The sequence below is a fragment of the Rhodoferax ferrireducens genome (genome assembly GCF_003347515.1).
GTDB lineage: Bacteria > Pseudomonadota > Gammaproteobacteria > Burkholderiales > Burkholderiaceae_C > Rhodoferax.
This window is the reverse complement of the sequence record NZ_QEII01000324.1, coordinates 288,530-312,426: the sequence shown is the minus strand read 5'-3', so window position 1 is coordinate 312,426 and position 23,897 is coordinate 288,530. Positions and strand designations below refer to the sequence as shown.

Genomic DNA, 23,897 nt, shown 5'->3' with positions numbered 1-23,897 from the left:
TGAGGCCGGACAAATCTGCCTAGCCTTGTATTTTGCCCTGAGTTTGAGCCAGTTTTGAAGGGCCGGAAAGGAACATGACCTAGGGCAGAAGAATTAGAGCACCATTGCGGTGCATTCGAATTTTGCACACCCTTCGATTTGCTTATTTTTGCACCAATTCGGGGCCAAGTGTGACTTTCAGATTTCGCAAGCCAGATAGAAGCGCTGGATACGCCTGCCCGATCAGCGCAGGCTCGCCTTTGACGCCGAGTTCGATGTGGCGACCATACCGCGGATGATCCACGCTGGGCAGGCTGAACACCTTGACACCTGGGTAGACCCGCTCGATCTCTTCCATCAGCGGCGTCAGCATGGCTTCCATGGACCCCATCACAATAACGGACTTCTCGATCCAAGCAGCACTTTGGTGCAGGTGCCGGTAACGCGTGTCGAGCACCCATTCGATCATCGGCCAAGCCATGACCGGAAACCCCGGCACGAAATATACGCCCCCACACTCCCCCACTGCGTGTGGGTCGCTGCCCCCCGAGGGGGCTAATTTCCCTTGGGGCGGCCCGGCGGCAAATTGCCCGCCCCCCGTGCAGAAAAAACCGGGAATCTTGTTGAAAGGGTTGGGAATGATCTGCGCCCCAACCGGAAACATACCCATGTTCAGCCGGTGAATATTGTCAGGCCGATCCGCCTCATACACCGTGCCTTGCTCTTTGGCGACATCTTGCATGCGTTCACGGATCAGGGCTTCGGCCTGCGGATGCAGTTCCAGGTCGACACCCAGCGCCCGGGCGGCACATTGCCGGGTGTGGTCATCCGGCGTGGCGCCAATGCCCCCGCAGGAGAACACCACGTCGCCGGAGGCAAAAGCGCACTTCAGGGTGGCGGTGATCCGTTCGGGCGAGTCGCCCACATAGTCGGCATAGTCAAGCTGCAGGCCACGTGCCTTGAGTAACTCGATGACCTTGGGCAAGTGCTTGTCCTCACGTTTGCCGGACAGGATTTCGTCCCCGATGATGATCAGGCCGATACTGGGCACCACGCTAGCGGGTGGTGTTGGAGCTGGGAGATGAGTCATCCGGCAATGGTACCGCCTCCACATCGATCACGGCAGGCGCAGGCACGACGACGGGGCCGGCTGCGAGCACGGCCTCGGCGCGCAAGGCGCGCAATGCAGACAGGCAGTAGTGCGCAAACCACAGGGAAGAAAACGCAAACACCAGCGTATAGATCCAGATCGCCAGCGGCACCAGAATCACAAACGCCGCAGCCAACAGGGCGCCCGAGGCCCATATCAGACTGGGCGCCGCCCCCAGGTAGCCGCAAAAGACGCCAATACCCAACAACCAGCCCCGATGCCGGCGAAAAATCTCACGCCGCTCCTCTGCGCTGGCATGCTCGGCCAGGGCATCAAACGCCATGACGCGGTAGGTGAGCCAGCCCCAGATCAGCGGCGGCAGTACCAGAATCAAAGGCGGCACCAGCCACAGGGGGATGGAAACAATCAGCGCAATCAGGGCCAGCAGGGTTGAGCCCAAGGACCACAGCAGGCTGAATACGAGGGAGCCGCCGCGTTTGCGCTCCAGCTCGGAAAATCGCCGTTCGGCCACCAGCAGCGTCAAGGCGGGCGTCATCAGAACGGCCACCGTCAGCAGCGACAACACCACAATAACAGGCGTGACCGCAAAAATCACGATCAGCGGCGCCAGCACCATCTTGAGGCCCCCCGCGCCCACGCTCTCCAGCCAGGCCCACAGCTTGTTGATGAACGAGGAGGCCTCCAGCGTCACCCGCACCCAGTCCAGTGCATTTTCCCAATAAAAATAACCCAAACCCAGCATCAAGGCCACCATCAGCACCAGTGGCAAAAACGACAGGGCGATCACACGCGGACGCAGGCAGTACGTCGCCGCGCGCCAGAAGGAATCGAGAAACAGGTTCATGGAACGAGCATAACCCGATCCACCCGAACGCTGAATGGATCAGGCGCGGCCGGCCAGGCGTTTGAGCCCGAGCCACTGATGGGCCCAAAAGCCGCGTCCGTAATCGCGCCCCTGCTCCAGCTGATCGCGCACGCCGGTCGGGTCAAAACGCAGCTCGAAATTGGCGGAACCAAACAGCATGTCCCACCACGGCAGCAGCACGCCAAAGTTGCGACCACCCAATGTGTGTTTGCCCGTCGATTCGTGCCCGATGCCCACGCTGTGGTGCAGCCGGTGAAAGCGCGGGCTGATCCACAAACGTTCACCCCAGTGGCCGAACCAGACACGCACATTGGCGTGCTGAAAACTTTCGCTGAGCTGGGTAAACGCCACGATGGCCACAAACTGGCTCGGTGCCACGCCAATGAGTTGAGCCGCCACGACCACAAGGAAGTCCCGAATCACGTCATCCAGGAGATGACCGCGGTTGTCGCTCCACATCGTCATCTGGCGCTGCGCGTGGTGCAGGGAGTGCAGCCGCCACCACCAATGAAACTGGTGCTGGCCACGGTGAATCCAGTAGTTCACGGCGTCAAACGCCACCAGATAGATCAACAGACTGACCCAGGCCTTATCGCTCACGCCGGGCCACCAGGCATCCAGATGAAAGGTGCTCAGTCCGGCGACCCGCAAGGCACCAAACAATTCATCAAACCAGGGATCAAGTGTAAAAAACATGATCAGGCGAAACAGTCCGAGTCGGTGAATGACTGTGTACAGCATGTCGGTGCGAACCGCTGCCGGGTCCGTCACGGGCTCCACCGGGCGCCAGCGCTGCAGCGGTCCAATGATGGCCGCCAGGACGGCGATCTGTATCAAGCCGACCAGCAGCCAGCCGGTGGCACTGTAGCCGTCGACCAGCAGATTGCCCAGGCCCGATGCGAACATCAGCGGCTGGACCAGGGACTCAAACAGCCACTCCTGGGCGCTTGAGAAGGTGTTGGAAAAGAAATCCATCAACGAATGAACTCTGAGCTTGTTGTGATCAGGGGCGCGCCGCCAGCACCTGTGCCCGGTAGGCTGGGTGCTCGCGCAGGGTGGCAAAGCAAAAGCCCTTGTCTTTCAGGCCCATGATAAGCGGCTCCAGCACCGTGGGTGCCCACGGGTCTTTGCGCGACCAGATACCCAGGTGGGCCATCAGGATGTCGCCGCGCTTGATGCTGCGCAGTGCCTTCTTCAGCAAGGCCTCGTTGCTGAACTTCTCGCTGGGCAACTCGTCGCCCAGAAACCCGGCAGCGGACCAGCCGACGTGCTCAAACCCGCACGACCTGGCCACCGCCAGCAGTCGGGGCGACGTCTTGCCACCCGGTGCACGAAACAGGGGCAAAGGCTTTTTGTCAGTGAAGTCCTGCAGGCGCTCGCTTGCATGGGCAATCTCCTCACAATATTTTTTGGCGTCCCAGGTGAACTCGCGTCCTTCGAAAGCTCCTGCCGTGGGCTGCATGCGAAACTTGGGTTCAACGCCAGGCAGGTCGCCACGCCAGTACACATGGTCGTAGGTATGGGAAGCAAATTCATGGCCTTCGGCCGCCCGCGCCTTCCACCAGGGCGCCCAATGATTGCCCAGACTGCCATCACCGACCTTGGTGCGCTCATTGGCGGCAAAAAAAGTGACCTTGACGTTTTGCCGCTTGAGCACCTCCGCCACCAGGGGCGCGATATCCATGTGCCCGGTGTCAAAGGTCAGGTAGAGTGGGTTTTCACATGCTTTTTGGGCGACAGCCCCAGCAGAATAAGCGCATAAAGCTATTGAAACAATAGCAACGCGAAACATGAACGATGGCCTATTGACGGGCGGCATGATCCAGCGTCCAGACACCGTGGGGGGATTTGCCAACATTGATCTGGCGCACCACCTGCCGTGTTTTGGTATCAATCACGGTCAGCTTCCTGGCCCAACGCGAAGCGACATAGATGAAATGACCGTCTGCAGACAGGTCCATGTCATCCGGCCCACTGGGCGCGGGATAGCCCTCCACCACCGTCATGCTCTGGTAGTCGATCTTGCTGATAGTGTTGGCCACCCGGTTACTGACAAAAACGTGGCGCTTGTCACCGACAGCGCGAAAAGAATGCGCGCCCTTGCCGGTTTTAAGGGTGGTGACCAGGCGCGGTTCACGCCCGCTGACGTCATACACCTCGATGCCGTCACCGCCGGTCAAGCCAACCAGCAAGTGTTTGTCATCGGGCGTGCCAAACACATCGGCCGGCAGGGAGCCGGTCTTGCTGCGCCATTTCAGGGTCTGGCTGGCGAGATCAATAGCCACCAACTCGTCGCTGTCCTGCATGGTCGAATACACCGTGCTGCTCTTGCTGTCAATCCAGAGGTGGCTGGGCGTCTTGCCGGTGGCGATGCGTTTGGCCAGCGTCAGATTGGCGCCATCCCAGTGGTAAATGTCCACATGGTTGAGCCGATTGGCTGCGGTGACAAACCATTTCATGTCGGGCGAAAAGCGCAACTGGTAAGGATCAAGAATGCCGCGCACGGTACGCTGCACCTCGGCCGTTTTCGGGTCCACAAACATCAGTGAATCACTCAACGCATTGGCAATGACCAGCGATTTTTCATCCGGCGTGAGGTAGAGGTGGTGCGGCTCTTTGCCGGCGGGAATACGCTTGATTTCGGTCCAGCCCACAGGGTCCACCACGCTCACGCTGGCGTCCAGCGAATTCATCACAAATATCGGATTGGGCGGGGCTGCATGGGTGGCCAGAGCGGCTAAAGACAGTGCCAGGGCGGCAGAAAAACGGGTGGAAAACCTGTTAAAAAATGTCACAACAATTACTCTTTCAGTGAAGCATCGAGTGTAACGGGCGCCAAACGCCTTGGTGGCGGGCCGTGCACCTTAGCCGGAAATGCGGGCCAGATCCGCTTGGCTCAACCAGCGCCACTGGCCGGGGGCCAGATCATCAGGCAAGCGCAAGCCGCCGATCTGCGAGCGGTGCAAGGCCTCCACCCGGTTGCTGACTGCGGCCACCATGCGCTTGACCTGGTGGTACTTGCCTTCCGTCAACGTCAGACGCAGATGATGGGTTGACACCGCCTCGCACGCCGCCGCTCGCACCGGTTTGGGGTCGTCGTCCAGCACCACGCCGGCCAGCAGCTTCGCTACCTGGATCTCGTCCAATGGATGTTTGACGGTCACCTCGTACACCTTGGGCACATGGTGGCGCGGCGAACTCATGCGGTGAATGAACTTGCCGTCATCGGTCAACAGCAACAAACCGGTGGTGTCCTGGTCCAGCCGCCCGACCGCCTGCACGCCCTGCACCGCGCCCTTTTGCGGCCGCAAGCGCAGCGGCGACGGCAACAAAGTGTAAATACTGGGGTGGGTCGAGGGCTTTTGCGAACACTCCGTGGCGGTGGGCTTGTTCAGCATCACATAGGCTTTTTCATGGTAGGGCCAGTCAACCCCCTGGACCCGGAAGCGAAAGCCTTCCGCTACAAAATCAGTAGCAGACTGCGCACAGGGGACGGGGGCTAGAGCCTCATTTGACTCATAAACCTGAACCAAACCCTGTTGAATCAGGCCGGCACACACGCGACGGGTACCGAAACCCTGGGAATAAAGAATGTCTTGTAACTGCATGCCCTGAGTATCGCAAAGCCGAGTCTGGCGCCTTCCGGCGGACACCGCAGGCCGAAAAAAAGGCACCATCGCGGTGCCTGATCTGTTCAAAGTGGTTGTTGGTTCCGCCAGCCCTTTGAACGGGCCAAATTCAGGCCTTCTTGGCGTAAGCGCTGCACCAGCCTTTGGCCGTGACTTGCTTGCCGGCAAACAGAGGACAGGGGCCGCTGGCAGCGCCCGCCTTGCCTTGGTACAGTGCGCAATTGGTGCAGGTCTGGCCCGCTGCGAACTTGGGGAACTTGACTTTGTCAGCCTTGGTGGCATCCGCCACATAGCCCAGCGCTTTGGCTTGGGCATCGGTTTCGGCAAGCATGGGCGCATCGGCGGCCATGGCATTGCCTGCCAACAGGGTGGTGCAGCCAACGCAGACTTGAGCAATAAATTCGCGACGATCGGTCATGGTATTTTTCCAGAGTAGTTAATAACAGGCACGCCGCACGACTCGGTGCAGTTAGTGTCGGCCACCATTGTCATACATCCGCATTTGCTTATATGAAACTTACACCTATACCCAGCTAAACCAGTCAGATGCTGGGCCCGCAAAAAAGCCGCCCGTGGCGGCTTTTTTGACACCTTGCAACAGCTTACTTGCTGCCCGGTACCTTGCCTTCGACGCCCTTGACGAAGAAGTTCAAGCCACCCAGAAACTTGTCATCGGCCACGGTATCCTTGGCGATCTGGACTTTGCCGGTGTTATCAAGAATCGGCCCCTTCCAGATGGCGAAGCTGCCGTCGGCCAGGCCTTTCTTGACCTCGTCCACTTTCGCCTTGGTCTCGGCCGGCACGTCTTCCGCGATGGACACGATGTCGATCGCGCCTTCCTTCACGCCCCACCAGGCGCCCGTGCCGCCGGCCCACTTGCCCTCCAGCGCTTCCTGCGTGGCCTTGATGTAGTACGGGCCCCAGTTGATCACGGCAGATGCCAGATGCGCTTTGGGGCCATAGGCTGTCATGTCGGAATCCCAGCCGAAGGCGCGCTTGCCTTTGGCCTCGGCGGTCTTGAGCACGGCGGGTGAATCGGTGTTCTGGAACAACACGTCGGCGCCACCGTTGATCAGCGAGGTGGCGGCTTCGGTTTCTTTTGGTGGGTTGAACCATTCGTTAACCCACACCACCTTGGTCTTGACCTTGGGATTGCTGGACTGCGCACCCAGGGTGAAGCTGTTGATGTTGCGGATCACTTCGGGAATTGGCACCGAGGCCACAACGCCCAGGGTGTTGGACTTGGTCATCTTGCCGGCGATCACGCCCGCCATATAGGCGCCTTCGTAGGTGCGGCTGTCATAGGTGCGCATGTTCTCGGCCTGCTTGTAGCCGGTGGCATGCTCGAACTTCACGTCCTTGCTGTCCGCGGCAACCTTGAGCATGGGCTCCATGTAGCCGAAGGTGGTGCCGAAAATCAGCTTGTTGCCTTGACCAACCATGTCGCGCAGCACGCGCTCTGCGTCGGCCGACTCAGGCACGTTCTCGACGAACGAGGTCGCGATCTTGTCGCCGAATTCTTTTTCCAGCGCCTTGCGACCGTTGTCGTGCGCAAAAGTCCAGCCGCCGTCGCCCACCGGGCCGACGTAGGCAAAGGCGATCTTCAGAGGCTCTGGCTTGGGCGCCGGGGCTGGTGCTGAGGCCACCGGTGCAGGTGCCGGGGCGGGAGCGGGCTCTTCCTTCTTGCCACAGCCTACCAGCGCGGCGGAGGCCACGGCGGAGAGTGCTGCGAATTTCAGTAGCGCGCGTTTTTGCAGATCGGTCATGTCAAATCCTTCTTGGAGGGGGTTGCGACAGGTTAAAAAAGTTCAATTATGAACTGGAGAAATCAGGAACCGGGATAAAAAGGCTTGCCAATCGAGGTCGGCATATTGATGCGAATCCACTGCGGGTTGCGCGAAATCAGCGCCAGCACAACAATGGTCGACAGGTAGGGCAGCATGGTCAAAAACTGGCTGGGCACTTCCACGCCAATCCCCTGCAAATGGAACTGCAGCATGGTCACGCCACCGAACAGATAAGCGCCCAGCAACACGCGGGCCGGGCGCCAGGTGGCAAACGTGGTCAGCGCCAGGGCGATCCAGCCCTTGCCCGCCACCATGCCCTCCACCCACAGCGGCGTGTAGACAATGGAAATGTAGGCACCCGCCAGGCCGCACAAAGCGCCCCCGGCCACCACGGCCATCAAGCGGATGCGGCGCACCGGATAGCCCAGCGCGTGGGCTGATTCAGGGTTCTCGCCCACGCTGCGCAAGACCAGTCCGGCGCGTGTGCGGTACAGGAACCAGATCAGGCCCCCGGTCAGCAAAACCGTCAGGTACACCAGCGGGTGATGCCGGAAGAGAGCCGGTCCGACCAGCGGAATGTCCGACAGGAAAGGGAGGGAGAAGTGGGCGCGTTCCGGGATTTTTTCCTGCACGTAGGCAATGCCGGCGAAGGCCGAAAAGCCGGCGCCGAACAGGCTCACGGCCAGGCCGGTGGCGTACTGATTGGTGTTGAGCCAGATCACCAGTCCGCCAAAAATCAGAGCCAGCAAGGCCCCTGCCCCCACGCCAGCGGCGAACCCGGCCAAGTCGCTGCCCGTGTGGACGACGGCGGCGAAACCGGCAATCGCGGCGCACAGCATCATGCCCTCGGCGCCCAGGTTGACGATGCCCGCCTTCTCGTTGATCAACAGCCCGAGCGAGGCCAGAGCCAGAACCGTGCCGGCATTGAGCGCGGCGGCGATGAGGAGTGCGTAGGAGTCCATTATTTTTTCCACCTCAAGCGGTAATTCACCAGCGTGTCACAGGCCAGCAGGCTGAACAGCAACAGCCCCTGAAACACCCCCGTCAAGGACTTGGGCAAGCCCAGGCGCGACTGCGCCAACTCGCCGCCGATATAAAACATGCTCATCAAAAGGGCCGAAAACACCATGCCCACCGGATGCAGTCGCCCGACAAAGGCGACGATGATGGCGGCAAAGCCATAGCCGGCCGGCACATAGGGCGTGAGCTGGCCAATCGGTCCCGCCACTTCCAGCGCGCCGGCCAGACCGGCCATGCCGCCCGACACCAGCAAAGCCACCCACAAGGCGCGCCGTGACGAGAAGCCGGCATAGCGCGCCGCAGCCGGGGCCAGGCCACCGACCTGCTGCGCAAAGCCGGCGCGGGTGCGAAACAAAAACACCCAGGTGCCGAGGACGCCCAGCAAGGCCAGAAACACGCCAATGCTGACGCGCGAACCCTGGAACAAACGCGGGATGCGCGTGACCAGATCGAAGGTCTTGGTCTGCGGAAAGTTGTAGCCCTGCGGGTCTTTCCAGGGGCCGGACACCATGTAGCTGAGCACTTGCACCGCCACATAGACCAGCATCAGGCTGACCAGAATCTCGTTGGCATTGAAGCGGTCGCGCAACCAGGCGGTGATGCTGGCCCAGAACATGCCGCCCAGCACGCCCGCCAGCATGATGGGAATCACGATCCAGCCACCGGTCGACTTGTCCGCCAGCATCGCCACACCACTGGCCGCAATCGCGCCCAGCACATACTGCCCTTCCGCGCCAATATTCCAGACGTTGGAGCGAAAGCACACGGCCAGGCCCAGCGCGATCAGCAGCAGCGGCGTGGCTTTGACGGTCAACTCGCCCAGGGCATAGCCGCTGCGGATCGGTTCCCAGAAAAACACCCGCAGGCCACTCACCGGGTCTTTGCCCAAGGCCATGAACAGCGCCACGCCAATCAGCACAGTCATCAGCAAGGCCAGCAGCGGCGAACCATAGCTCCACAGCGAAGAAGCTTGGGGTCGCGCTTCGAGCTTAAGCATGGTCCACCTCATTCGCCATGCCAGCCAGATGCGCCTGCACATCCTCATGCCAGAGCCCACTCATCCACTCGCCAATTTTTTCCACCGTCGCCGCCGCGATCGGCACCGACGGCGACAAGCGGCCGCGCGCGATCACATGCAAGCGGTCGCTGAGTTCAAACAACTCGTCCAGTTCTTCGCTGAGCACCAGCACGGCACAGCCGGCATCGCGCAAGGCCAGGATCTCGCCGCGAATCTGCGCCGCCGCACCCACGTCCACACCCCAGGTCGGTTGCGACACGATGAACAGTTTGGGCTTGGCATCGATCTCGCGGCCGACGATGAATTTCTGCAAATTGCCGCCCGACAGCGAGCGCGCCGCGGAACGCGGGCCGCCGGCTTTCACGTTGAAGCGCTGGATGATGCGAGCCGCCTGGTCTTCAAGCTGGCCCAGCCGGACCCAGCCGCCCGCGAAGCGGGGGTTGGAAATGGCCTCGTTGCGTGTGAGCAGCAGGTTGTGCGCCAGCCCCAGCGTCGGCACGGCACCCCGGCCCAGGCGCTCTTCCGGCACGAAGTGCAGGCCCAGCTTGCGCCGCCCGCCGGGGTGCAAATGTGAGGCGTCAGCCTCGCCAATTCGGATCGAGCCCGGGCTGGCACGCACATCCTCGCCCGACAGGGCGTAGAGCAATTCTTTCTGGCCGTTGCCCGAAACGCCGGCAATGCCCACCACCTCGCCCGCATGCACCGTCAGCGTGATGCCATGCAGATCGACGCCAAACTGGTCTTCACGCGCCAGCTGCAGGTTCTGCACGCGCAGCACCGGCGCACCGGCCTGAAGCGCGCGATGGGTCAACTGGGGCGGCTCGGCGCCAATCATCATGCGCGAGAGCGAGGCGTTGGACTCTTGCGCCGGATTGCACACGCCCGTGACTTTGCCGCCGCGCAACACGGTGCAGGCATTGCACAGCTCGCGAATCTCGTGCAACTTGTGGCTGATGTACAAAATGCTGCAGCCTTCGCTGGCCAGCTTTTTGAGCACCACAAACAGCTTCTCCACCGCCTGCGGCGTCAGCACCGAAGTCGGCTCATCCAGGATCAGCAGTTGCGGATTGGTCAGCAGGGCTCGGATGATTTCCACGCGTTGCATTTCGCCCACGCTCAAGGTGTGCACCGGCCGGCTGGGGTCGATGTCCAGCCCGTATTCAGACGCCTTGGCGGTGATGCTGCGCGTGACCTCCAGCAGGCTTAGCGTTTTGCTCAGGCCCAGCCAGACGTTCTCGGCCACGGTGATGGTGTCAAACAGGCTGAAGTGCTGGAACACCATGCTGATGCCCAAAGCCCTCGCCTCTTGCGGGTTGCGGATGTGCACCGGGGCGCCGTTGAACATGACCGTGCCGGCATCGGGCTTGACTGAACCGTAGATGATTTTCATCAGCGTCGATTTTCCGGCGCCGTTTTCACCGAGCACGGCATGGGTTTCGCCCGGCATGACGGTCAGCGTCACGTCGCTGTTGGCGACCACGCCGGGGTAGCTCTTGGTAATGCCCGTAAGCTGAAGTCGGGGGATGCTCATGCTGCTGATGGTCTCTGATTTTTTTTCAAGTTGGCAGCCACCGCCTTGACCCGCTCGCGCAGCCATTTGCTGGAGGCCGAGGTGTGCGTGCGTTCATGCCAGAGCTGGTAATACATCATCCGGGGAAACTCGATCGGACAGGTCAGAATCTTGACGGGCAGAATATCAACATAACGTTCACAGTACTGGCGCCCCGTGGTCAAAACTAGCAAAGTTGATGCCACCATCGCCGGAATCAGACCGAAATGCGGGCAGCGGGCGGTGATGTTGCGCTGCAAGCCCTGCGCGTCCAGGTAGTCGTCGATGACGCCTTTGGCACCGGGATGCATGGCGCTGGGTGCGATGTGATCGGCGGCCAGCCAGGCGGCGGCGTCCCAACCGCGACGCACCGCCGGGTGATTTTTGGCCACCAGACACACGACCTCGTCACCGAACAGACGCCCCAGATGCAGATCCCCGGGCGGCGTGGGCCAGTTGCCGATCACGACATCGATTTCGCCCTGCGCCAGCTGGGCCCGGTAGTCGGAGGCCGCCGACAGCGGATAAATCTCGATGTGGCACAGCGGCGCCTGGGATTTGATCTGCGCCACCAGTTGCGGCAAAAACAAGGGGTCCAGGTAGTCGCTGGCGGCGACGCGAAAAGCATGGCGGGCGGTCGCTGGCTCAAAGCCGCGGGCGTCGGAAAACAGCATTTCGGCAGCGCGAAGAATGCTGGCGGCCGGCTCAACCATGCGCAGGGCCGCGTCGGTGGGCACCATGCCCGCGCCCGAGCGCACCAAAAGCGGGTCGCCGGCAAAGTCGCGCAAACGTTTCAGCGACGCGCTCACGGCCGGCTGGTGCATGCCCAGTCGGATGGCGGCTTTCGATACGCTACGCTCGGTTAACACAGTGTGCAGGACCCTGATCAGATGAAGGTCGATCTTGTCGAAAAGCGTGTGGTCTCTCATACCTGTGTTTGGATTGATGTCATATGCTAGCCCATATGGACGCGCCACTTGTCGTGTTTTACCCTCGCGCACAAGGAACCACCCATGAACACCCAAGTCATTCAATTTGTGCGGCGCGGCGAGATAGTTACGCTGCACGACGTCCCCCCAACCCGCACCCTGCTGGAGCTGCTGCGTGAAGACATGAACTGCACCGGCACCAAGGAAGGCTGCAACGAGGGCGACTGCGGCGCCTGCACCGTGGTGCTCGGCGAGGCCGACGGAGACGGCCATATCAAGTACAGCGCGGTCAACAGCTGCATCCGCCTGGCGCATTCGGTCAACGGCCTGGCGTTGTGGACGGTCGAAGACCTGGCCGCCCCGGACGGCACGCTGCATCCGGCACAGCAAAGCCTTGCGCAGTGCCACGGCAGCCAATGCGGTTTTTGCACACCCGGTTTTGTCATGAGCCTGTTTGGCATGTACCAGAACCACGTCTGCCGCGGCGAGGCGGTGACGCGCGCGCTGGCGCAAGAAGAGCTCTCCGGCAATCTGTGCCGCTGTACCGGCTACCGGCCGATTCTGGATGCTGCACAACAGATGGCGCAGCTGCCACCGGTGTCAGTGGATGAAACTCAGTTGCTACCAAAATTAGAGCTTCTTGCGCAGAAGGGACGGGGGCTAGAGGCCAATTCTTCATATATTTCACCCAAAACCCTGACCGCCCTGCTGAGCGCCCGCGCCGCCCATCCCGATGCCCAGATCGTTGCCGGCTGCACCGACGTGGGTCTGTGGGTCAACAAGCTGCACATGCAGTTTGAGACCGTGCTGGATGTGAGCCGCGTGCAGGAGTTGCGCCGCATTGAAGACTACCCAAACCACATCGCCATCGGCGCCGCCGTGACTTTGAGCGACGCCTTTGCCGCGCTGGTGGCCGACCGGCCCCAGCTGCACACGTTTGCCACCCGCTTCGCCGGCCTGCCAGTGCGCAACGCGGGCACCCTGGGCGGCAACGTAGCCAACGGCTCTCCGATTGGCGACACGATGCCGCTGCTGATTGCGCTCGGCGCCCATGTCGTGCTGATGTCTGAGAAAAACGGCCAAGTGGGCCACCGGGAATTCCCGCTGGAGCAGCTCTACACCGGCTACCGCAAAAACGTCATGGCGGCTGACGAGGTGCTGGCGTGGATCAAGGTGCCCAAGGCAGCGTCCGGCGAACCAAATGCCGACTTGGAAAGTCAAAAACCAGCAAGTGACGGTTCTGTCAATGTCATGCGGGTCTACAAAATCTCCAAGCGCTTCGAGGACGACATCTCCGCCGTTTGCCTCGCGCTGAATCTGTACCTGCGGGACGGCAAGGTGGCGAGTGCGTCCATCGGCGCCGGTGGCGTGGCCGCCACCCCGGTGCGTGCCGCCCAAACGGAAGCCGCCCTGGTGGGGCAACCCTGGACGCAGGCCACAGTGCAAGACGCCATTGCGGTTCTGCGCGGCGAGTTCGCGCCGATCTCGGACATGCGCGCCTCCGCCGCCTACCGTGTGCAGGTGCTGGGCAATCTGCTACAGCGCTTCTGGCTGGAGAGCCGGGGCGTGCAGAGCATCAACCTCGAATCCTTCACCCTCGAAGGAGAACCCGCATGAGCATCCCGAAATTGCGTCCTGTCCACCGGGAGCTGGTCGACGAAGGATCTGCCTCGGCCAAGAATCTGCCGAGCCTGTCGAAAAGTTCATTCCGATCCGCCTGCGGCACCAGCCCGCCGCACGAAAGCGCCATGGCCCAGGTCGCGGGCGCCGCCACCTACGTCGACGACATTCCCGAAGTGCGCGGCACGCTGCACGCAGCCCCCATTCTCTCGACCGTCGCACACGGCAGGCTGCGCGCGGTTGATACCAGTGCCGCCTTGGTCATGCCCGGCGTGCGCGGCGTGATTCTGGCGCGTGACATCCCCGGCGACCCGATGCTGGCGGCCTTTGGTGGCGACGAGCCCGTCTTCGCCATCGACACGGTGCAGCACATCGGTCAAGTCATCGGCGTGGTGGTCGCCGACACCGTGATGCAGGCCCGGCACGCGGCGCGCCAGGTCAAACTCGACATTGACGCCCTGCCCGCCATCCTCACCGTCAAAGGCGCGCTCGCGGCCCAAAGCTATGTGTTGCCGCCGGTGTTTGTGAAGCGCGGCGATGCGGCGCAGGCGCTCGCCAAGGCCGTACACACCCTGAGCGGCACGCTGGAGGTGGGTGGCCAGGAACATTTCTACCTCGAAGGCCAGGTCGCCTACGTGCTGCCGCAGGAGCAGAACCAGTGGCTGGTGTACGCCAGCACGCAGCACCCCGGCGAGGTGCAGCACTGGGTCGCGCATGCCCTGGGGCTGGACAACCACGCCGTGCGCGTGGAATGCCGCCGCATGGGCGGCGGCTTTGGCGGCAAGGAGACACAAGCTGGACACTTGGCGGTGTGGGCGGCGGTGGCGGCCACCAAGCTCAAACGGCCGGTCAAACTTCGGCTGGACCGCGACGATGATTTCATGATCACCGGCAAACGCCATCCCTTTGCCTACGAGTACACGGCAGGTTTTGACGACACCGGGCGCTTGCAAGGCCTCAAGCTCATGATGGCCGTCAACTGCGGCTTCAGCGCCGACCTGTCCGGCCCGGTAGCCGACCGCGCAGTCTTCCACGCCGACAACGCCTACTTTCTGGAAGACGTGGAGATCGCCTCCTACCGCTGCAAGCTCAACACCCAGAGCCACACCGCGTTTCGCGGCTTCGGCGGCCCGCAGGGCATGATGGTGATCGAGACCCTCCTGGGCGACATCGCGCGCCACTTGCGGCTGGACCCGCTGGATGTGCGCTTGCGCAATCTGTACGAAGTGGAGACGCGTCATACCACGCACTACGGCATGCGCGTGGAAGACAACATCCTGCAGCCTCTGCTATCGAAACTGGAGCTATCTGCGCAATACCGACGCCGACGTGAGGCCATTTCCTTATGGAATACCAGCAGCCCGGTGATCAAGCGCGGCCTGGCCATCACGCCGGTCAAGTTCGGCATCTCCTTCACCGCCACGCTGTTCAACCAGGCCGGCGCGCTGGTGCACGTGTACACCGACGGCAGCATCCAGGTGAACCATGGCGGCACCGAAATGGGCCAGGGCCTGAACACCAAGGTGGCGCAAGTCGTGGCCGACGAACTGGGCGTGCCGCTTGATCGCGTGCGGGCCACGGCCAGCGACACCAGCAAGATCCCCAACGCCTCGGCCACCGCCGCCTCGGCCGGCACCGACTTGAACGGCCGCGCCGCCCAGTTTGCGGCCCGCCATGTGCGCGACAACCTGGCCCAATTTGTCTGCGGGCTGGACAGCTGCGGCGCCGGCGCCATCCGCTTTGAAGGCGGGCAAGTGCACTCCCCCGGCGCCACGCGCCGCTTTGACGAGGTGGTGAAGCTGGCCTACGCCAACCGCATCCAGCTTTGGAGCGACGGCTTTTACCGCACGCCCAAAATTCACTACGACAAGGCCACCCTGACCGGGCGGCCGTTTTATTACTTCGCCTACGGCGCCGCGTGCACCGAAGTGGCCATCGACACCCTCACCGGGGAAAGCCGGGTCCTGAAGATAGACATCCTGCACGACGTGGGGCGCAGCATCAATCCGGCCCTCGACATCGGCCAGATCGAAGGCGGTTTTGTGCAAGGCATGGGCTGGCTCACCACCGAGCAACTGGTGTGGAACGACCAGGGGGCTTTGAGCACCCACGCCCCGAGCACCTACAAAATTCCGACCGCAGGCGATGTGCCGGAACACTTCAAGATTGAGCTTTGGCCGGAACCGAATCGGGAGGACAACGTGTTCGGCAGCAAAGCCGTCGGCGAGCCGCCGCTGATGCTGGCGATCAGCGTTTATGAGGCCTTGCGCGATGCGGTGGCGCAGGCGCGGGCGGATGGGCAAACTGTGAAATTGACAGCGCCGGCGACGGCGGAAAATGTGCTGAGGGCACTAACGCCATCGAGCCGTAGCCAGCGCTTGTGAAACAAAGAAGTCAACATGCACCTGCAAAAAGCGGCTGGTGCCGAACTGGAGGATGGGGTGCATGACGGCCTTCAGGGCTGGATGACGTTTCCGGTTTGCAAATCAAACAAATGAAAGTGGGCGGGGTCCAGCGCGATCGCCAAGCGGGCGCCGATGGAGGGTCGGACCTGAGGCGCCAGGCGAGCCTTGAGCTCATGCGCGCCCAGCTTCAGGGTGAGCAGGTTTTCGGCACCCAGCAATTCGACCAGTTCCACCTCGGCCTCGATCGTCGGCCATTCACCGTGTTGTTGGGACAGGCTCAAGTTCTCGGGGCGAATGCCAAATTCAACCTCGCGCCCCGCATGCGACCGCCAGCGCTGCGCCAGCGAGGACGGCAGCAGCAGCGGCTTCGCGTTGGCGATGTGCAGCGTCATCGCGTCGCCGTCCTGCGCGAGTCGGGCGGGCAAAAAATTCATCGGGGGCGAGCCGGTGAATCCCGCGACGAAGCGGTGTTGCGGCCGGCCGTAAATTTCGTCCGGCGTCCCGACCTGCACAATCCGGCCCGCCTGCAGCACGACGATGCGGTCCGCCAGCGTCATGGCCTCGACCTGGTCATGCGTGACATAGATAACGGTCTCCCGTACCCGGCGATGCAACTTCTTGATCTCGGCCCGCACCTGGTTGCGCAGCAGCGCATCCAGGTTGGACAGCGGCTCGTCAAACAGAAATACCTTGGGCTGGCGCACGATGGCGCGCCCCATGGCCACACGCTGGCGCTGCCCACCCGACAAGGCCTTGGGGAAACGGTCCAGCAGGTGCGAGATCTGCAAGGTTTCCGCCGCGTTGTTCACGCGGCTTTCAATTTCCGCTGACGAAAACTTGCGCAGGCGCAGGCCAAAGCCCATGTTGTCCCGCACCGTCTTGTGGGGGTACAAGGCATAGTCCTGAAACACCATGGCGATGTCGCGATCACGCGGCGCGAGCTCATTGACCCGGATTTCGCCGATGTGCATGTCGCCCGCGGAAATGGTCTCGAGACCGGCCACCATGCGCAGCAAGGTGCTTTTGCCGCAGCCCGACGGGCCGACGAAGACCACAAACTCGCCACTCTTGATATGCAGGTCGAGGCCGTGAATGATTTGCACGCCGCCGTAGTCTTTGCGGATCTGCCGCAGGGTCACGTCAGCCATGGCGCCTCCTGGCGTGCGACCGGGACGCACGTCCCCGGCTGCGCGATACCTTGCAGCATGGCCTCCATCACTTGCATCGCCTTGACGCCGTCGGCGATGGTGGGCAGGTCGGTCGCTTCACCCCCCAGATGGGCAAAAAAGGACTTGAACAGCGCGTTGTAGCCCTTGAAGTCTTCATTCGCTGCCGCTGTGAAATTGGGCTTCCAGCTCAGGCTGTCGACCCCGTCCGAGAGCGTTGCGTCCAGGTCATCGGCCTTGAAGGTCGGATTGCGAAAGTAATTCAGCTCGATCACCCCGTTGACTTCCACCCGGCGATGGTCGCCCATGATCTGCAGGCGCTCCATCGGCGTTCCGCGCGACTGGATGGTGCCCATCACGACGGTACCAATGGCGCCGTTCTCAAAGCCGAAATGCACATGCAGCAATTGCTTGCCCGCTGCGATCTCATTGCGGAACACGGTCACCTGCGTCACGGGCGCCACAAAGTAGCTCACCAAGTCCATGTAGTGCACGCAGTGGTGCAGGTAGAAACCGGTGTAGTCCACATTGCCGCTGAAGTAGGTGGGCGCCGTCATGTACTCGCCGAAGAAGCCCGCCACCGGACCGAACTCGGCACTTTTCACGACGTTGTGCGCCATGCGGTTGGCCGTGGCAAAGCGCTTCATGAAGCCCACGCCCACGGTCTTGTTGGCACGCGTGGCGGCAGCCTGAATCGCCAACGCATCGGCCACGTTGGCGCCGGTGGGTTTTTCCATGAACACATGGCAGCCGCGCTCCAGCGCCGCAATCGACATGTCGCGGTGCGCGGTCGGGCCGACGGACATACCGACCACGTCCAGCCCGGGCACCGCCAGCAGCGCACGGAAGTCCGTGCCGACATGAGCCACGCCGTAGCGCTGGCCGATCTTTTGCGCGGTGTCCGCATTCAGGTCGCACACCGCGACCAGTTCGATGTCGTGCCGCGCCAATTGCGGCAACAGCATTTGCTCGGCGTGTCGTCCACAGCCGATCCAGCCCACGCGGTAGGTCATTTCCGGCCCCCGTTCAAGGTAATCAGGTTCTTCAAAAAGCCGCAGGCGGCCGCCAGCTCGTCGGCCTCGTCTTTGACGGGCGGCTTCCACTGGGCGAACGGGATACCGATGCGTTCGTCGCGGCGGCGGAACGGCTCCAGCGAAATGGTGCCGGTGTAGCCGATGTCGGCCAGCGTGCGCACGATCGGGTTCCAGTCGATATGGCCGGTGCCGAGGTAACCGCGGTGGTTTTCGTTGGCCTGGAAATGGACCATGTGAGCCGCGCCCTCGCGCAGTGCGGTGCAGATATCGTCGTCTTCCATGTTCATGTGAAAAGTGTCCAGCACCAGGCCCACGCCGGGGTGCGCCACCATGTCCATCAGTGCGACGCCCTGGCGGGTCGTATTGAGAATGTCGGTCTCGAAACGGTTCAAGGGCTCCACGCCGAAACGAATGCCGCAGCGGGCCGCCGCGGTGCCGCCTTGCTTCAAGCCGTCCACGCACCATTCCACCCGCGCCTGGCGCAGCGACTCAGAAACCGGATGCGGCGCCCGCCCTGCAAACACGAGCGGATTGCCATACAGCGGACCGCCCACGATGGCGGCGCCCAGCGCCTGCGCGGTTTCGGCGCAGTAGGTCAGGTAGTCTTGCCCGGCCTGGCGTTTCGCGGCTTCATCGCTGGTCAGGTTGCGGTCCAGGTTGATGCGGGCGGCCAGCACCACGCCCAGGCCGGCATCTGCCAGAGCGCGACGGGTAAGCGCCAGGTCCAGTTCGCCAGGCTCGGGCACCAGCAGTTCGGCAAAGTCGAAACCAGCCGCTTTCCAGCGATCAAACTGGGAAAAATCGGCCGCGGTAAACGGGCGGTTGTATTGCATCGAAATGATGCCAATGGGATTCATGCGAGTCGTCTCCTGTTGAATAGAAAGAACCGTGGCCGATCAGCCTTTGACAGCGCCTTGCGTCATGCCCGCGACCAGGCGCTTCTGGATCAGCATGAACAACAGCGTCACGGGCAGCGCGCCCATCACGCCGCCGGCGGTGAGCAGGCCCCAAGCGATTTCATACTCGCCCACCAGCGTTTGAATCGCCACCGTGAGCGTGCGCACGTTCTGGCCGGCCAGCACCGAGGCGTAGAGATATTCGTTCCACGAAGTGATGAAGATGTAGATGCCCGTGGCGATGATGCCGGGCACCGTCAGCGGCAAGACCACGCGGAACATGGCGCCCACCGGCGTGCAGCCGTCCACCATAGCGGCCTCGTCCAGGCTGCGCGGGATGGCGTCGAAGTAGCTGATCATCATCCAGGTGGCAAACGGAATCGAAAACGTGGAGTGCGCCAGGATCAGGCCCAGGTGCGTGTCCAGCAGGCCCAGGTTTTTCATGATGATGAACAGCGGAATGATCAGCAGCACGATCGGGAACATGTTGACCAGCAGGAACTGCAGCATCAGCGCGCGCCGCCCCGGGAAACGGAAACGCGAGAAGGCATAAGCCGCCGTGATGCTGACCGACAAACCCAGCAACATGGTGCCGCTGGAGACGATCACGCTATGGCCGAGGTTGGACAGGAAGGTGGTCTTTTGAAACAGCCGCACATAGTTTTCCAGCGTCACCACGGCAGGCAGTAGCGTGCGGTCCGGCGAGAACAGCGTGGACTCCTGTTTCAGCGACGTCAGCAGCATCCACAGGTAGGGCCCAAGGGCAAAGAGCACGATGGCCAGCATCGGCAAATGCAGCGTGAACAGGCGCCGCACCGGCTGGTGTTTTTGCACGCTCATTCGATGCCCCTGCCAGCGCGGCGCAGGTAGGCATAGATCGCGCCCAGCAGCAACAGCGAGAAGCTCACCGCCAGGGCCGAACCGTAGCCGAAATCCATGCTGGCGTAAGTGCGCTTCAGGGCATACAGCGGCAAGGTGTGGGTGGCATAGCCGGGGCCGCCCCCGGTCATCACATAAATCACGTCAATGGAGTTGGCGACCCAGATGATGCGCAGCATCACGGCGGTGACCAGCACCGCCTTGAGCGCGGGCAGGGTGATGTGCACGAACTGCTGCCAGTCGCTGGCGCCATCGATGTCGGCGGCCTCATACAGGCTGTGCGGAATCGTTTGCAGCCCGGCCAGGATCATGATGGCGAAGAAGGGAAAGCCCTGCCACACCAGCGCGGCGATGATGGCGTATAGCGAGGTGTCCGGATTGGCCAGCCACGGCACGGCCGACTGCAGCAGCCCCAGGCGCAGCATCAGGTCGTTGAGCAGGCCGACTTGCGGGTTGTAGATCCACGACCACATCAGGCCAATGACCACGCTGGGCAGGGCCCAGGGAATCAGGATCAGGCTGCGCGCCAGGCCGCGCCAGCGGAAGTTCTGGTTCAGCAGCAGCGCCGTGACCAGGCCCAGCAGCAATTGCAACGGCACGGTCAGGCCGATCCAGATGGCCGTGCGCCCCAGCGAGGACCAGAACACCGGGTCGTTCCAGATGGCGATGTAGTTGTCCAGGCCGATGAAGCGCACCGCGCGCGGCTTCCACAGGATATTGTTGTACAGGCTGGTGATGACCGCCTGCACCATGGGGTAGAACACCACGATGATTGTTGCCAGCACTGCCGGCGACAGCAGGACATAGGGCAGCACGGCGGTGCGCGATTGTTGGCTCATGGGGCGTTTCCTGCAGGCAAGTCCGCTCGCTCACTTGGTGTTGAAGTGCTTGTCGATGGCATCCATCATCTGGGCCGAGGTGATCTCGCCGTTCAAGGCGCGCTGCATGGTGGTCGGCCACACGCTGGACACGAAGTCGGCAGACTGCGGCACCAGCGGCAAGGGCTTGGCAAAGGGCAGCGAGTCCATCGTGGCTTTCACGAAACGTGCCGGCTGCGGCACTTTGAGCGCACCGCTCTTGGTCACGGTGAGCTGGCCCGTGGCTTCGTTGAACCGGAGGTTGTTGTCGCTCTCGCTCAGGAACGCCATCCATTTCCAGGCAGCCTCTTTGACCTTCGAGGTTTTGAACAGGGTGGTGGATTCGTCGCCAAAATAAGTCCAGCGATTGCCACCGCATGAGGGTACGGGCACGGCCGAGACCTTGTCGCCCAGCGCGTCGGCCATGCTTTTGGCAGAGCCGATGTGGTGGAAGATCATGGCAGTGCGGCCCGACTTGAACGCACTGATGATCTCGTTGAACCCGTCGTTGGGCGCTGACGGCGGCGCCACCTTGTGCTTGCGCAGCAGGTCGATGTACCAGCTGTTGGCGGCCACAGCCTTGGGCGAGTTCATGGCACCGGGTGCGAAACCGGTTTGCGACAGAACGAACGGTCCCCAGTTGTCATGCCCGCCCTTGCCGCCGCGCATGCCAAAGCCGTACAGCTCGGTGCCGCCGTTGGCGCTGGCGGGCAGGGTCAGTTTTTTGGCGGCTTCCAGGAAGTCTTCGCAGGTGGCTGGTGGCTTGAGGTTGTATTTGGCGAACAGGTCAGCGCGGTAGTAGAGGTAGATGGCCACGTACTGCAGGGGCATGTAGTAGTACTCGCCATCCGAGGCCTTGTTGATCTCCAGCAGGTTGTTGGCCAGGTCGGCCTTGCCGGGCCAGGCCGCGAGTTGCTTGGTGATAGGCTCGATCGCGCCCATTTCCATCAACTGGGGCTGCAGGGCCAGCCGCGTCACCGCCACGTCCGGCGCCTTGCCGCCGGCGATGGAAATGAACAATTTGTCGAAGTAGTTATTCCATGGTACGTTTTCGGCCTTGATTTTGATGGCCGGGTTTTTGCCCTCGAAGGACTTCACCAACTCGTCCATGATTTTGGTGTTTTCGGGGTTGTCGACGTGGTACCAAAAGTTGACGTTTTGCTGCGCCGAGGCGGAACCGCAGGCCAGCGCGATCGCACTGACGGCAGCGCCCAGAAGGGAACGAAGTCTGATGGGCATGATGTCTCCTAGGTTGTTGGAATGAATGAGGACGAAACGGGCAAGACCGTGGCGACAAAGGCGGCGGCATCCTGAAACGCAGCCAGCGCTTCCGGCAATTCACTGCTCATCTGCATGAAGCCATGCGTTACGCCGTCGACCACCTTGAACTGGTGCGGCACGCCCGCCGCGGACAGGCGCTGGGCCAGCAGCACGCTGTCGTCGCGCAGGCAATCGAGCCCGGCCGCATTCAGGAAGATCGGTGGCAGGCCTTCCAGGGACGCGAGCACAGGCGACACGCGTGGATCGGCAGGATCCTGGCGTTGGCCACTCAGGTAGTGCTGACGATACCAAGCCATTTTTTCGGTGGACAGCCCGAACTCACCGCCCCCACACAGCTGGTGCGAGGCAGTCTGGTGGTTGGCTGAATAGACGCCGTAGAACAGCAGCGCGGCATCGGGCAGTGAGGCACCAGCGTGGCGCAAATCCAGCATCATGGACAAAGCCAGATTGGCCCCGGATGAGTCGCCCGACACCAGCCACGGACCCTCCAGCCCTCCTGTTTGTGCGCCGGCTTTGAGCCAGTGCCAGGCCCAGATCGCATCGTTGAGACCGGCCGGAAACGGCGCTTGCGGCGCCAGGCCGTAGTCGATGCCCACCACGGTGAGCCCGGTGAGCCCGGCCAGCCGGGCCATGGCGCCGAGGTGGGTCTGGATCGAACCAAACACCCAGCCGCCGCCATGCAGGTACAGCAATGTCCCGCTGCGGCCCCCTTCTTTGCGCGCCAGCCGCACGGCCGCCATCTGCCGCGCAGGACAGGGAACCGAAAAATACGCTATCCGGAACTGCTGCTCATCCACCCGATTCCAGCGCGCCGCGGTTTGGTGAAAATTAAGCTGCGCCTGCGCCCAGGGAATCAACATCGGGTTGGGCAGGTGGGCGTCTTCCTTTTGAATGCGATAGAAGATCGATTCCATGCTGGCGGACATGCGCAACACGGGAGCAGGCGCCTGCTCCACAGCATCCACCTCGCCGATCACACTGGCCACATGGTGAAACAGGACGCGCTCCAGTTCGACCGCATCACCCGACTTGAGCGCCTCAATAATGCTCCAGTGCCGAAGCGCCGTTTCTTGCAACGTGCGGCGCGTGGAGGATTGGGTGATCTTGAAGCGGTGACTGCAAAGCGAGCAGCGCTCCAGAATCGGCATCATGGCCGGCAGGTTGGCCGCCTCGTAGACGGCGCGATGAAATTCCTGGTCCAACTCAAACAGGCCATATTCATCTTCCTGTTCTGCCGCCAACTCCATCTGCCGCACCAGTTCACTCAATGCGGCAATGCGCTGTGCATTGAAATTTGCAATGGAGAGCTTCGCCGCGCGTGATTCGATCCGGGCCCGGATGTCCAGCGACTCCTGCCCCTCGGCGACCGAAACAGAGGACACCACGGTCCCGCGATAACCCTGGCGCACGATCAGGCCGTCTTCCTGCAAGCGCATCAATGCTTCGCGCACCGTGCTCTGGCTGCAGTTCATCGTTTTGGCGACTTCCAGCTCCACCAACTGCTGACCGGCAGGCAACTCCGCCAGCATGATCTGCTTTTTCAGGCCCTGGTAGACCTCGTTGCTTTTTCGTCCGGGTTTGTGCTCAGCTATTTTCATAAGTAGGCGGATTGTTTGCTATCGATAATACATTTCATATTATCGATAACCCTAGTATCCAACCTGGCTTAAAGCTTTCTGGGGCAATGAAAGATCACCTTTTTTTGCCCCGCACTCGTGCACAACGGCATGAATGCCCTTCGGACAAAGGCGCGGTGACACAAAGTGTTGGGTGACAACCCAGGGTGACGTACGTCAACGCCTATGGGCAAGCTGGGCGGCGCTTATGACAACGCGATGGCCGATAGAAGTGTTGCTTTACCCTGCATCGCTA

Annotated in this window: 21 protein-coding genes; 2 read left to right on the top strand and 19 right to left on the bottom strand. The window is 62.0% G+C overall.

The annotated features are described in order from the left end of the window. Nucleotides 1-142 precede the first annotated feature (142 nt). From C5P05_RS31990 to C5P05_RS31935, 12 genes are all read right to left on the bottom strand, one after another. Complete coding sequence (locus C5P05_RS31990; RefSeq protein ID WP_232834746.1) at nt 143-1,069, bottom strand: competence/damage-inducible protein A; 927 nt, start codon at nt 1,067-1,069, stop codon at nt 143-145. Continuing rightward, on the bottom strand, nt 1,035-1,934 hold the full coding sequence (locus tag C5P05_RS31985) for an EI24 domain-containing protein (protein WP_114973901.1): 900 nt from the start codon (nt 1,932-1,934) through the stop codon (nt 1,035-1,037). The genes C5P05_RS31990 and C5P05_RS31985 overlap by 35 nt, the downstream gene beginning before the upstream one ends. Before the next feature lie 39 nt (nt 1,935-1,973). Next, the gene (locus C5P05_RS31980; RefSeq protein ID WP_114973900.1) at nt 1,974-2,930 is read right to left on the bottom strand and encodes a sterol desaturase family protein; all 957 of its coding nucleotides are present in this window, start codon (nt 2,928-2,930) and stop codon (nt 1,974-1,976) included. A gap of 28 nt (nt 2,931-2,958) precedes the next feature. After that, nucleotides 2,959-3,747: a polysaccharide deacetylase family protein gene (locus tag C5P05_RS31975; protein WP_114973899.1), complete on the bottom strand. Its 789-nt coding sequence runs from the start codon at nt 3,745-3,747 to the stop codon at nt 2,959-2,961. 10 nt (nt 3,748-3,757) lie between these two features. Continuing rightward, on the bottom strand, nt 3,758-4,708 hold the full coding sequence (locus tag C5P05_RS31970; RefSeq protein ID WP_332871381.1) for a YncE family protein: 951 nt from the start codon (nt 4,706-4,708) through the stop codon (nt 3,758-3,760). Between the two features lie 111 nt (nt 4,709-4,819). Then, nucleotides 4,820-5,563, bottom strand: a complete 744-nt coding sequence (locus tag C5P05_RS31965; protein ID WP_114973898.1) for a 16S rRNA pseudouridine(516) synthase — start codon at nt 5,561-5,563, stop codon at nt 4,820-4,822. 130 nt (nt 5,564-5,693) lie between these two features. Next, nucleotides 5,694-6,002, bottom strand: a complete 309-nt coding sequence (locus C5P05_RS31960; RefSeq protein WP_114973897.1) for a high-potential iron-sulfur protein — start codon at nt 6,000-6,002, stop codon at nt 5,694-5,696. A 184-nt stretch (nt 6,003-6,186) separates the two neighbouring features. Further along, the gene (locus C5P05_RS31955) at nt 6,187-7,350 is read right to left on the bottom strand and encodes a BMP family ABC transporter substrate-binding protein (protein WP_114973896.1); all 1,164 of its coding nucleotides are present in this window, start codon (nt 7,348-7,350) and stop codon (nt 6,187-6,189) included. A gap of 62 nt (nt 7,351-7,412) precedes the next feature. Then, a complete protein-coding gene (locus C5P05_RS31950) occupies nt 7,413-8,333 on the bottom strand; it encodes an ABC transporter permease (protein ID WP_114973895.1) in 921 nt (306 codons plus the stop codon). Next, nucleotides 8,333-9,388 (bottom strand): ABC transporter permease, encoded by a 1,056-nt coding sequence (locus tag C5P05_RS31945; RefSeq protein WP_114973894.1) that lies wholly within the window; start codon nt 9,386-9,388, stop codon nt 8,333-8,335. The genes C5P05_RS31950 and C5P05_RS31945 overlap by 1 nt, the downstream gene beginning before the upstream one ends. Continuing rightward, complete coding sequence (locus tag C5P05_RS31940; protein ID WP_114973893.1) at nt 9,381-10,940, bottom strand: ABC transporter ATP-binding protein; 1,560 nt, start codon at nt 10,938-10,940, stop codon at nt 9,381-9,383. Before C5P05_RS31940 ends, C5P05_RS31945 begins: the two co-directional genes overlap by 8 nt. Next, complete coding sequence (locus C5P05_RS31935) at nt 10,937-11,887, bottom strand: LysR family transcriptional regulator (RefSeq protein WP_114973892.1); 951 nt, start codon at nt 11,885-11,887, stop codon at nt 10,937-10,939. The genes C5P05_RS31940 and C5P05_RS31935 overlap by 4 nt, the downstream gene beginning before the upstream one ends. Nucleotides 11,888-11,971: 84 nt before the next feature. Between C5P05_RS31935 and xdhA the strand changes: the two genes are divergently transcribed. Together xdhA and xdhB are read left to right on the top strand one after the other, a co-directional pair. Then, nucleotides 11,972-13,504 carry a xanthine dehydrogenase small subunit gene (gene xdhA / locus C5P05_RS31930; protein WP_114973891.1) on the top strand — a complete coding sequence of 511 codons (1,533 nt, stop codon included), beginning with the start codon at nt 11,972-11,974 and terminating at the stop codon, nt 13,502-13,504. Next, nucleotides 13,501-15,891, top strand: coding sequence for a xanthine dehydrogenase molybdopterin binding subunit (gene xdhB / locus C5P05_RS31925; RefSeq protein ID WP_114973890.1), 2,391 nt, complete (start codon nt 13,501-13,503; stop codon nt 15,889-15,891). Before xdhA ends, xdhB begins: the two co-directional genes overlap by 4 nt. A gap of 71 nt (nt 15,892-15,962) precedes the next feature. Here the strand turns inward: xdhB and C5P05_RS31920 are convergent, their stop codons facing one another. From C5P05_RS31920 to C5P05_RS31890, 7 genes are read right to left on the bottom strand one after another with little or no spacing between them, the layout of a single operon-like run. Further along, on the bottom strand, nt 15,963-17,060 hold the full coding sequence (locus C5P05_RS31920) for an ABC transporter ATP-binding protein (RefSeq protein ID WP_114973889.1): 1,098 nt from the start codon (nt 17,058-17,060) through the stop codon (nt 15,963-15,965). Next, complete coding sequence (locus tag C5P05_RS31915) at nt 17,048-18,091, bottom strand: Gfo/Idh/MocA family oxidoreductase (RefSeq protein WP_114973888.1); 1,044 nt, start codon at nt 18,089-18,091, stop codon at nt 17,048-17,050. Before C5P05_RS31915 ends, C5P05_RS31920 begins: the two co-directional genes overlap by 13 nt. Then, nucleotides 18,088-18,969 carry a sugar phosphate isomerase/epimerase family protein gene (locus tag C5P05_RS31910; RefSeq protein ID WP_114973887.1) on the bottom strand — a complete coding sequence of 294 codons (882 nt, stop codon included), beginning with the start codon at nt 18,967-18,969 and terminating at the stop codon, nt 18,088-18,090. Before C5P05_RS31910 ends, C5P05_RS31915 begins: the two co-directional genes overlap by 4 nt. A 39-nt stretch (nt 18,970-19,008) precedes the next feature. After that, the gene (locus C5P05_RS31905; protein WP_114973886.1) at nt 19,009-19,848 is read right to left on the bottom strand and encodes a carbohydrate ABC transporter permease; all 840 of its coding nucleotides are present in this window, start codon (nt 19,846-19,848) and stop codon (nt 19,009-19,011) included. After that, complete coding sequence (locus C5P05_RS31900) at nt 19,845-20,726, bottom strand: carbohydrate ABC transporter permease (RefSeq protein ID WP_114973885.1); 882 nt, start codon at nt 20,724-20,726, stop codon at nt 19,845-19,847. Before C5P05_RS31900 ends, C5P05_RS31905 begins: the two co-directional genes overlap by 4 nt. A 30-nt stretch (nt 20,727-20,756) precedes the next feature. Next, complete coding sequence (locus tag C5P05_RS31895; RefSeq protein WP_114973884.1) at nt 20,757-21,983, bottom strand: ABC transporter substrate-binding protein; 1,227 nt, start codon at nt 21,981-21,983, stop codon at nt 20,757-20,759. An 8-nt stretch (nt 21,984-21,991) separates the two neighbouring features. After that, nucleotides 21,992-23,623: an alpha/beta hydrolase fold domain-containing protein gene (locus tag C5P05_RS31890; RefSeq protein ID WP_114973883.1), complete on the bottom strand. Its 1,632-nt coding sequence runs from the start codon at nt 23,621-23,623 to the stop codon at nt 21,992-21,994. Nucleotides 23,624-23,897 lie beyond the last annotated feature (274 nt).